The organism is Streptomyces sp. NPDC058683, assembly GCF_042716195.1.
GTDB lineage: Bacteria > Actinomycetota > Actinomycetes > Streptomycetales > Streptomycetaceae > Streptomyces.
Genome location: NZ_JBHXSK010000012.1, coordinates 140,970 through 152,059 on the forward strand (window position 1 = coordinate 140,970; position 11,090 = coordinate 152,059).

The following is an 11,090-nucleotide window of genomic DNA, read 5'->3' on the forward strand; positions in this document are numbered from 1 at the left end:
AGGAGACACAGGTGCAGACCCGACGCGACCACGTCCAGGCGTACCAGTTCGCCGTGGGCCGGCTGGCGACCTCACTGGTCACCGGTGACCCGGGCCGGGGCACCAGCCCGACCCGGCGCGGCTCTCTGGGATCTTTCTTCGGCGTGCTCCTGGTGGTGTTGCTGTGCGCCGGCTTCGGGGTGTACGGCCTGATCAAGCCGGTGCAGAAGGACACCTGGCGGCAGACCGGTTCGATCATCGTGGAGCAGCAGACCGGCAGCCGCTACCTGCTGGTGGACGGCCGCCTGCGGCCGGTCCTCAACTACGCCTCCGCGCTGCTGCTCACCGGCTCGTCCGGGACGGTGCGCACGGTCTCCCGGGACGTGCTCGCCACGGTGCCGCACGGCTCGCCCGTCGGCATCGCCGGCGCCCCCGACTCGCTGCCGGCGGCCGCCGACGTCCTGTCGGGCGGCTGGGCCCGCTGTCTGCGGCCCGGGACGACCGGACGCGAGATCCTCGATCTGGGCCCGCCCCGGGCACTGCCCGCGCCGGGCGCTGCCCAGGCCGTGCTGACCGGGCCGAAGGGCGAGCTCTACGTCCTGTGGCACGACGTGAAGTACCCCGTACCGACGGCCGACGCCACCCTCATCGCGCTCGGCCTGGACAGCGAACGGCGGATCGCCGCGCCCCGCGCCTGGCTCGCCCAGGTACGCACCGGGGCCCCGCTCGCCGCGCCGGCCGTGCCGCACGCCGGCACCCCGGCCGGCCGCGTGGCCGGCCGCGCCGTGCGGGCCGGACAGCTCTTCCGTACCCCCGCGGCGGCCGGCGCCCACACCTACGTGATGCTCTCCGACGGGATCGCGCCGGTCACGCCGACCGAACAGGCCCTGCTGGCCGCCCGGCCCGGCGCGGCCCCGGTGCTCACCCTCGACGCCACCACGCTGGCCGCCGCCCCTCTCTCCCGGGCCGGGCTGGCGGCCACGGGCCTGCCCGATCTGCTGCACGCGCCGCCGGTGGACACCGCCACCGCCGACCTGTGCCTGCGTCAGGTCCCCGCGGGCCGGACGCTGACCTCCACCGTGGTGCTGGAGCGCCGTACGGCCGCCGACGGCCGCACCGTACGCGTACCTCCCGGGCACGGCGTGCTCGCCGTCGACCAGGACCAGGTCAGAAGCGGGGCCGCCGTCCCGCAGCCGTACCTGGTGGACGACCAGGGCACCCTCTTCCCGCTGGGCCGGCAGGCCGCGAGCGCACTGCGGCTGAGCGGGCCGGCCACGCCCATGCCCGCGGACGTGCTGGCCCTGCTGCCCCGCGGCCCGGTCCTGGACGGCGACGCGGCCGCCGCCACCCTGAAGGAGGGGTGAACGTGGTGCACATCGAGGCCCCGGCCGTACTGGCCGGCCGCGCGGGTCTGCGGACCCGACCGGCCGGTGACGCCCTGCTGGTCCACCGCAAGGGCGGGCTCGATCCGGCCGCCCTGGCCTTCGCGGGGACCCTCGCCCCCGACCCGCTCCACCAACTCGTCGTGGTGGACCTGCCGTTCGACGCGACCGCACGCGAGTGGGAGGCGGTGCCGCGGGCCCTGACCGCCATGCCGGACGGCATCCGGATGGTGTTCAGCCATGCCCTGCCGCCCGATGTACGCCGGTTCGGCCAGGCCGCGGCCGAGCGGCTCGGCGGCGTGGTGCTGGCCCCGGACGGCGCGGTACGGACCCTGCCCGAGGGCGGGCTGTTCGTCGCACCCGAGGACGGCACGGGCTGGCTGAGCTACCGGCCGCGCCACCCCGTGGGGTACGACTCCCGGCGCTTTCCGAAACCGGCCTGGGAGTACGCCGTCACCGACCGGGCGTGGCACACCGCCTCCCATGCGGTCGTGGAGCCCACCCCGAGCGGCGTCTGGCTGCGCGGCACCGGTGCCCCCGGCGGCGGCCGGCACTGGCTGGTGGACCGCATCCCCGCCGGCACCGAGATGCTGACCGCGGTGGTGGGCAGTCCGGGCGGCCCCCCGGTGGACCTCCCGGACGCGGTACGGGTCTGGCACAGCGTCCTGCCCTCGGCCCGGCGACGGCTGCGTTTCCTGCAACTGGGCCCGGTGGCACTGCCGGACGGTGTGGACTCCCTCGGCCAGGGGCTCGCCGACGGCACCGGCGAGCAGGTCGTCTTCTACACCGGCCTGCCCGCCCGGCAGCACCTGGGCGGGCAGACCCCCGACATCGAGGTGCCGAGCCACGACGGTACGGCGGCCTGGCGGCCGTTCGTCAGTGAGGTGGTGTACTTCCCGGGCAACGGCCGTACGCCCCCGCTGCCCGCCCTGTTCGGGGTCCGCTCCCCGCTCACCGGGGTCCCCGACACCACGGGCGGGACGTACGCGTACGGACCCGAGACCGTGCTGGAGGTCGTCCAGAGCGGGCTGTGGCTGCGCCCGCCGGCCGAGCCGGACAACTCCGACCGGGTCCGCCGGGTCGCCGCCGCTCCCGGGCGGGCGCTGCTCCTCTACGACCGTGCCACCCCCGAGTCCGGCGAGCGGCTGCGCGGACTCGCCGAGGACATGCTGCGTCAGCTGGACCCCACCCTGCGGGAGGCCTTCCGGGTGACCCCGGCGGACGAACCGGGCCCCTCGCTCGGCTGGCACGAGCAGGAGTGGTGGGTGTGGTCCCCCGCCCACGGGGACACCGAGCGGGACACCGTGGCGTCACCGGCCGCCGACCCCACCGCACCGCAGGCCACACCGCCGACTTCACCGTCGTACGCCCGGATCCAGCCGGCCCCCGCGCCCGCACCACCGACGTACCCGACCACGGCCGCCGCGCCCGCGCCCACGACGCTCCCGTATCTCGCCGCCACCACCCCGCCGGAGGCCCCAGCGGAGGGTGGCCTCGGCGCCGAACGGGGCCAAGCCGTTCCGGCGGGCGCGGAGCGGGTGGGCACGGTTTCCGTGCCCACCCGGCCGAGACGTGCCGATCCCGGTGACCCGGACGGCGCGGGTCCGGCCCCGGTGGTTCCCACCGGCCCCGCGAACTCCGCACAGGGACCGACCGTTCCGGCAGACCCCGCGAGCACCGCACCGTCCTCCGCCGCCCCCGGCGACCAGGCGGGCGCAGAGCCGGCCCCCGCAGGCACCACCGACCCGGCACGTGCCGTTCCGACCGAGCGCGGAAACGCCGAACGGACGCCCGCCGACCCCGTCAACACCCGCCCGATGCCTGCCACTTCGGCCGACCCCCTGAACGCCCATCCAACGCCCACGGCCCCCGCCGACCCCATCAACACCCACCCTGCCCCCACAGCCCCCGCCGCCCCCGTCAACCCCCCTCCGGCGAGCGCCGCTTCGGCCGATCTCACGAGCCCGGCGCCCGTGCCGCCGCCGGGGGTCCGGGCCGGGGCGCCGCTCATCCGGCTGGAGTCGGACGAGATGCCCTCGGGTCCCTCGCCGGCCGGCGCCGGGAGGGAACCCGCCGGTGCGGCGCCGGCCGAGGTGGGCGAGCGGGGCGCGGCCGGCGGGCGGACGGACGGCGTCCGTGGGGTGCGGGTGCAGCCCGTCCCCGGTGCGGCGGTGACCGCCGTGCCGCCGGAGCGCGGGCTGGAACGGGAACGGGCCTGGCTGCGCAAGACGTTCCACGCCCAGTTCGGCGCGCTCGCGGGATCGGTCGCCCGGGTGCTGTCGGAGTCGCCGGGGCTGCGTTCGTCCTCCCGCGAGGACGCGGCGGACGCGATGACCGACCTGGTGGCGGTGCGCCTGTACCTCGGGGGCGACAGCGCCCGGGTGGACGCCGCGGTGCGCGGTGCGACGACGGGACCGCACGTCCCGATGGCCCGCTGTGTGACCGCGGGCCTGCGCCGGCTGCCCTCCTACCGCGGCCCGGCCCTGCTGCACGCGCCGGCCGGCCCGGCGGAACTGGCCTGGTTCCACGAGGGCCGGGTCAGCACGGAGTGGGCGTTCTGCGCCGCCTCCACGGTTCCCTACCCGGCGCCGCCGGGCAGCGTGGACTTCCTCGTGTGGTCGATGACCGCGCGCCGCACCCGGCTGGTGGACCCCGCCTTCACCGACCGCGTGGTCTTCGAACCCGGCACCCGTTTCAAGGTGCTGCGTACCGACGCCGACGGTGACCGGCCCGCGGTCCTGCTGCGGCAGCTGTCCGACTCCGAGGCCGGGCCGGACGGACAGGCGCCGGACGGGCAGGCGCCGGACGGGCAGCTCCCGTTGGACGAGATCGCGCTGAACGGTCTCACCGCGTCGCTCGCCACCCTGCGGGAGTTCCGGGGCGGCCCGCAGCGCGGCCCGGAGCCGCCGGCCCGTCCCGTGGGCGTCCCGCCGGGACTGCTGCCGGCCCGCCCCGCCTCGTCGAACAAGGGAGCACGCCCGTGACCCGGCAGATGCTGCAGGTCGCCCCGGACCGGCCCGGTGCCTACCGGTCGATCGGCGCGGCACTGGCCGACGCCCGCGAGGGCGCCCTGATCACCGTGGCGCCCGGCCGTTACGAGGAGAGCCTGCACGTGACCAAGCCGGTCACGGTCGCCGCGCAGGACAGCGGGCAGCCGCCGCAGGTGCACGCCTCGTCGGGCAGCACGATCGTCCTGGACGCCGAGGCGGTGCAGTTGTCCCACCTGGTGCTGACCGGGGCGGACCGGGAGGCGCCGGTGCTCGACGTGCGACACGGTCAGGCGGCCCTGGACGGCTGCCGGGTCTCCGGGCAGGCCTGGGCCGCGGTGCTGGCCTGGCACGAGGGCGTACTGGCGCTGCGCGACTGCGAGCTGGCCAACGAGCGGGGCGCGGGCATCGTGGTGACCTCCGACCGGTCGAACGTGGTGGAGCGCAGCCGGGTGACCGGGGTGGGTTCGTCGGCCGTGGTGGTCGCCGAGGACGGCCGTCTGACGGTCCGTGACTGTGTGCTGGAGGGGGCGCGGGGCAACGGCGTGTGCGCCAACGGCCGGAGCACGGTGACCGTGGAGACCACCCGGGTGGCGGGCAGCGGCAAACCGGCGATCGCCGTCGAGCAGCAGGCCCGGGCCGAGCTGCGCGAGGTGCAGGTCTCGGGCAGCGCCACGCTGGACGCGTATCTGACCAGCACCGGGGAGACCGTGCTGACGGGGTGCCGGTTCACCGGCGCAGGACAGCAGTCGGTGTACGTGGGCCCGGGCGCCGCCCCGCTGTTGCGGAACTGTGTGCTGGAGTCCCCGGGCGAGGTGGGTGTGCAGGCCGTGGCCGGGGCCCGGGTGCGGCTGGAGGAGTGCGCGGTGAGCGGCGCCGGGGTGGGCGTCGCGGTGGACACGGAGGCGAGTGCGGAGTGCGCGGGGCTGGCCGTCCATGACGCGGCGCAGGCCGCGTTGCGGGTGGCCGGCGAGACGCGGGTCGAGCGGCTGACGGTGAGCGGCGGCCGCGGCCACGGCGTGGAGGTCCGCGACCACGGCCGGCTGGAGCTGCGGGACGCCGACGTGGCGGTGGACACCGGGATGGTGCTGACCGAGGGGGCACGGGCGGAGCTGTCGGCGGTACGGCTGCGGGCCACCGGCGGACCGGGGCTGTCGCTGGCGGACGCGGCACGGGCCACCCTCACCGGGTCCGCGGTGACCGGCGGCGCGGTGCTGATCGCCTCGGGCTCCCGGCTGACCGCGCACGACAGCGAGTTCGGCGACTCCGACGCGGACGGCATCCGCCTGCTCTCCGCGGGCGAGCTGGTCGCGACCGGCTGCCGGATCTCCGGCGCCCGCGGCCACGGCGTGCACGTGACGGCGGGCTGCCGGGCGGAGCTGACGGGCTGCACGGTGCGGGACAACGGCGGCGACGGCGTGCGCTCCCGCAGCGACGAGCCCGTGGTGGTCACCGACTGCGACATCCGTGACAACGGCGGCCGGGCGGTGGCCGACCGGAGCGGCGCCCCGGATGCCGTGGCCGGAAAGACAGGCCGCGACGGACGCGACGCCCGGCCGGCCGGGCAGTCCGGCGGGGAGCGCGAGGACGGCCGTACGGACCGGACCCGGATGGTGGGACCGCTCGCCGAACTCGACGCGCTGGTCGGTCTGGAGAGCGTCAAGCGCGAGGTCACCGGCCTGATCAACCTCAACAAGATGGCCCAGCGGCGGCAGGAGATGGGGCTGCCGATGCCCCCGATGAGCCGGCACCTGGTCTTCGCCGGTCCGCCCGGCACCGGCAAGACCACGGTGGCCCGGCTGTACGGGGCCGTGCTCGCGGAGCTGGGCATCCTCAGCGAGGGCCACATCGTGGAGGTGGCCAGGGCCGACCTGGTGGCCCAGATCATCGGCGGCACCGCGATCAAGACCACCGAGGTCTTCAACAAGGCCCTGGGCGGTGTGCTGTTCATCGACGAGGCGTACACGCTCACCAACCAGTCCCGCGGCACCGGCCCCGACTTCGGTCAGGAGGCGGTGGAGACGCTGATGAAACTGATGGAGGACCACCGGGACGAGATCGTGGTCATCGTGGCCGGGTACTCGGCGCAGATGGACCAGTTCCTCGCCTCCAACCCGGGTATGGCGTCCCGGTTCGCCCGCGGCGTGGAGTTCCCCAACTACAGTCCCGACGAGCTGGTGACCATCGTCCGGGGGCTGTGCGGCAAGCACTACTACGAGCTGTCGGACGGCGCGCTGGCGGCGCTGGTCCAGTACTTCGAGGCGGTGCCCAAGAGCGACACCTTCGGCAACGGGCGGGTGGCCCGGCAGATCTTCGAGGAGATGATCAGCCGTCAGGCGTCCCGGCTCGCCGTCGAAGCGCCGCTCGACGACAACGAGTTGAGCGTCCTGGAGGCCACCGACGTACCGACCCTGCCGGCTCGTGGCGACGACGCGGGCGGCGGGGACGGCGGCCGGGAGACTCCCGCGCTGCGCCGGCTCGCCTCGCTCAGCGGGCAGCAGCCGGCCCGCGACGCGCTGCTGGCGCGGCTGCGGCGGCTGGCCGCGGCCTCCGGCGGCGACAAGGAGCTGCCGCGGGCGGCCGGCCTGGTGCTGGAGGGCGGTCCGGGCTCCGGGCGCGCGGCGCTCACCGCGCTGTACGCGCGCGGGCTCGCCGAGGCGGGGCTGCTGCCCACCGGTGTGGTGGTGCGGCTGCCGTTGTCGCAGGTGCCGGCTCGCTGGCCGGAGCAGCCGGTGGCCCGGCTGACCGCCGCCTTCGCGGAGAGTGCGGGCGGGGTGCTGCTGCTGGAGCTGGATCCCGCCTTCGAGCAGCGGCCGTCGGCGGAGCGGGCGGCGGTGCTGGACGGCCTGCAGGCGGTCGCCGCCCGGCCGGGTGGTCCGGTGCCGGTGCTCAGCGGTTCGGCCGCCATGGGGCCGCTGTTGCGTGGCCGGGCCCGGCTGACGGCGGTGTTCGCCGAGTACGTCCGGATGGTGCCGTACACACCGGCGGAACTGGTCGCGCTGGTGGCGCGGCGGCTGGCTGACCACGGCTTCCGGCTCGCCGAGGACGGCGCCGCGGAACTGGCCGCGGAGTTCGGCCGGCGTCCGCCCGGCGGCGCGGTCTTCGGCGCGCACCGGCTTGCCGATCTGCTCGCGGCCCGTTGCGAACGGCTGGAGATCGGTGCGCGGGAGCTGTACGGCGCGGGTGTCGTCGCCGCACCGGCCCCCGAGGCGGAATCGGAGTCGGAAGCGGAGTCGGAAGCGGTTCCGGCCGGGTAACCGGAAACGGTCCCCCCGCCGCGGAGTGCGGCGGGGGGACCGTCGGTGCCCCGCGGGTCTCAGTGCACGGTGCCGGACGCCCAGACGACGGTGCCGGACGAGGTCAGGATCGCCACGTTGCCGTCGGCCTGGAGGACCAGCTCGGCGCCGTTGTTCCCGGCGGTGCCCGAGGTCCACAGGGTCTGGTCGGCGGAGCCGTAGACGGCGAGGTTGCCGTCGGCCTGGAAGACCGCCCGGTTGCCCGCGCCCGAGGTGCCGGCGGACCACAGGACGGTGCCGTTCGTGTCGGTGATGACCAGATTGCCGCCCGAGGTCATGGCGAGCCGCACATGGTCGGTGGACACGGACTGCCCCGCGCTCAGCACGGTGGTGGCGCCGACCACCCGGGTACCCCACTGACGCGGGGTGGCGGCGGCGCTCGGACGGTCACTGGCCTTGGGCTTCTCGGCGGCCTTCGGCTTCTCGACGGCCGTCGCCGTCGGGTGTGCGGCCGGCTTCTCAGCGGTCTGCTTCTCGACAGTCCGGTTCTCGGCGGTCCGCTTCTCGGCGGTCGTTGTCGGGTGGGCCGTCCGCTGGGCCGTCTGCTTCTCGGCGGTCGTGTGCGGACGAGCCGTCGGCTCGGTGGCCGTCCGCGACTTGGCGGTCGGCGAGGTGTCCGCATCCGCGCTCGGCAGGTTCCCGGCCGCTCCGGACGGGTGGCGCGGCGGGTTGGCGGCCGGGTCGTCCGCCTCCGGGGTCTGCCGGTCGTCCAGCTCCTCCCGGAGGGCCTGCGCCCACGGCACGCGCGGTGTCCGGCTCTCGCTGGCCGGAGTGTGGGGTGAGGCCTGCGTGTGGGGAGAGGCGTGCGGGGTGGCGTGCTCGCTCGGCGAGGTGTGCGGCGTCCGGCTCGCCCCGGCGGAGGGAGACGGCGTGCCGCCCTCGGCGAGGTCGTCGTCCGTCGCCGTGCCGCCCCGGACCGTGCTCGGCGTGCCCTGCTCCTGCGTGGCGTACGGGACCGGGTTGCTGCCGCCGTCGCTGGACAGTGCCCCGGTGCCGGACGTGGCCACCGGCGCCGCGCGGTCGAGCCCTTCCACGTCGGTGGTCTGCTTGTCGCCCTTGTGCGCCAACGGCACGGACACCAGGACCGCGCCCGCCACCGCAGCCGCGGCGACCAGGGGCCACGGGCCGGACTTCGGCCGGGTGCCGTGCGTGACGGGACCCGGCTGGTCCCCACCGGGGTCGGGTCGGAAGCCGCGCGTTGTCGCGCCCGTGCGGCGCAGGCGAGTGACCACGTCCGGCCGGGTCGTCGCGGACGCCGGCGCGGCGGGTGCCGGCGGCTCCTCGGTGACGGCGGTGACCGCCGCCCGTGCCGCCAGGCCGGCCGTGACGGCCTGGGCATGGGCCAGCGCGGCCGAGGCGGCCGTACCGTCCGGGTCGCCGTCGTTCATGGGCATGGCGGCGGCACGGCGTATGCGCCTGGCTCCCGGCGGGTGCATGGGGGTCATCCGTTCTCCTCGTGGTCTTCTGGTGGTGGCCGGCGCCCGGACGTCACCCCGGCGAGCCGGACGTCTCTCCCCGTTCGGGCGGCGGCTCGGGCGGTACGGCCGGCGGTGTGAAGGTGACGGTGACGGCCGGGGGCCTCGGCACGGGCTCGGCCACCAGCCGCAACGCCCCGCCTGCGGCCCCGCCGGGCACCTGCCCGGTCCCGGGCTCCGGGACCGGGACCGGCTCCGGGACCGGCTCCGGCTCGGGCTGCTGGCGCGCTGCCGGGGACACCGTCGGCCGGGGCCGTACGTTCTCGGCGCTCTCGCCGGCCGGCTCCGCCTGCAGGGCGAAGTCCGGCTGCACCGGCTCCGGCAGTACGGCGGGCTCCGCGGCGGCGAGTGTCTCCACCGAGCCCTGCCAGTCGCGCGGTGCCACGGCCAGGCCGTGGACGACGGCCAGCCGGCGCACGGCACGCAGGTCGTCGTCCGAGCCGTCGCCCTGCAACCGGACGAGGGTGCGCTCGCGTACGTCGTCCTGGAGGGCGGTGAAGAGGCGGTCGAGGGGTTCCCAGACCGAGTCGTCGAGGGCTTCGCCGGGTACGCCGACGTCCACCGTCATGAGTTCGGGCAGGACCGGGCGGGCGGCGATGTCCTCCGGTACCGGAAGGCCGTTCGGGCCGATCCACAGTCCTGCCCTGGTGACCACGACCTCCCACTTGCGGTCGAGCATCATCGCGCCGGGTTCTAGTCCCGGGCGCAGTCCGCTGATGGGCGGCCGCCAGGCGCCCAGGCGCGGCGCGGGCGCGGCACCGCCGTCCGAGGGCACACAGGTGACGGTTTCCACATAGGGCCGCCAGGAGGGCTCGCCGGTCTCGTCGGTGAGCACCACGCGCGGTGTCGTGGCCCTGCCCCGGTCGTCGACCCGCTCCGGATCGTCCAGCAGCAACGGCCGTCCGCTGAGCACCTGGACGGGAACGCCGAGCAGGTCGGCGACCCGCCGGCCGACGGGGAGCAGGTCGGCGTCGCCGCCGGGGACGAGCCGCACCGTGCCGCGGACCTGTGCGGGGAGCGCCGCGATCACCTCGGCGAGGGCGTCGGGGGGCACGGTCGCGGTCCGGGAGGAGCCGACGACGAGCAGCGGGCCGGCCGCGTCCGGCGGCATCGCGTACCGCAGCGCGGACGCGCCCTCCGGCGGGGTTCCGGCGGGCAGGACCAGCAGGCCCGCCGGGATCTGCTCCACCACACATCCGCCGACGGCCGCCGGGGCGGTGCGTTCCACCGCGGCCTGCCACTGCGGTTGCGGCAGCCGGGTGCCGACCCGGCGGGGCACCAGCCCGGAGGAGAAGTTCCACCAGCCGCCCGGGATGTCGGGCAGATCGGGCGCGAAGAGGGTCCCGCCCGGGGCCACCACGACCAGGCCACGGGGCGCGAGGACCTCGAAGGGCCCGGACTCGCTGAACGCGCGTGCCGCGGCGGGCCGGTCGGGGCGGTCGGCGGCGGCGCCGGACATCACCAGCCGCAGGACGCGCGCACCGGCCGCGTGGGCCTCGTCCAGGGCCGGGGCCAGCCGTGCCCGGAGCGCCTCGGGCTCCTCGAAGCCGGCGCCCACCAGTACGGTCACGTGGTCCGCGGGGCGTCCCTGCCGCAACTCGGCGGCCACGCCCACGAGATGGCCGGGCGGCCGGCCCGCCGCGTGCACGGCGAAGACGCCGTCCGTACCGGTGATCTCCAGGGCCGCCTCGCCGCCGTGCCGGTCGGCACGGCGTCGGCCGGTGCTCCGCCGGGTGGACCGCCCGCTCATCGCCGCCTCCGGATCACAGGAGTCGTCCATGTCACCGTCACCTTTCGAACGGTAATCGAGCGGAGCCTCCTCACGGCGGTCCCGGGCGGTACCCGAACCCGGCCTGCGCCGGCCTCAAGTACCGCCTGGACCAGGGGTTTTGCGTTCACGAGCCCGCGTCGGACCGTTGGCATGCCGGCCCCAAGTCGAGCCCTACGGGCAGCATCGCGGGTACGAACGGA

General features: G+C 76.3%; 5 protein-coding genes. 3 read left to right on the forward strand and 2 right to left on the reverse strand.

The window, feature by feature from the left end; translation table 11 throughout:
- The first annotated feature begins 11 nt into the window (after positions 1-11).
- From eccB to ACFWXC_RS15500, 3 genes are read left to right on the forward strand one after another with little or no spacing between them, the layout of a single operon-like run.
- Positions 12-1,343: a type VII secretion protein EccB gene (gene eccB, locus ACFWXC_RS15490; RefSeq protein ID WP_384478830.1), complete on the forward strand. Its 1,332-nt coding sequence runs from the start codon at positions 12-14 to the stop codon at positions 1,341-1,343.
- 2 nt (positions 1,344-1,345) lie between these two features.
- Positions 1,346-4,345 (forward strand): hypothetical protein, encoded by a 3,000-nt coding sequence (locus tag ACFWXC_RS15495; RefSeq protein ID WP_384478831.1) that lies wholly within the window; start codon positions 1,346-1,348, stop codon positions 4,343-4,345.
- On the forward strand, positions 4,342-7,605 hold the full coding sequence (locus tag ACFWXC_RS15500) for a right-handed parallel beta-helix repeat-containing protein (RefSeq protein ID WP_384478833.1): 3,264 nt from the start codon (positions 4,342-4,344) through the stop codon (positions 7,603-7,605). The genes ACFWXC_RS15495 and ACFWXC_RS15500 overlap by 4 nt, the downstream gene beginning before the upstream one ends.
- A 59-nt stretch (positions 7,606-7,664) precedes the next feature.
- Here ACFWXC_RS15500 and ACFWXC_RS15505 read toward each other — a convergent pair whose 3' ends face one another.
- Positions 7,665-9,089, reverse strand: a complete 1,425-nt coding sequence (locus ACFWXC_RS15505) for a hypothetical protein (protein ID WP_384478835.1) — start codon at positions 9,087-9,089, stop codon at positions 7,665-7,667.
- Between the two features lie 43 nt (positions 9,090-9,132).
- The gene (locus ACFWXC_RS15510; protein WP_384478837.1) at positions 9,133-10,899 is read right to left on the reverse strand and encodes a hypothetical protein; all 1,767 of its coding nucleotides are present in this window, start codon (positions 10,897-10,899) and stop codon (positions 9,133-9,135) included.
- Positions 10,900-11,090: the final 191 nt, after the last annotated feature.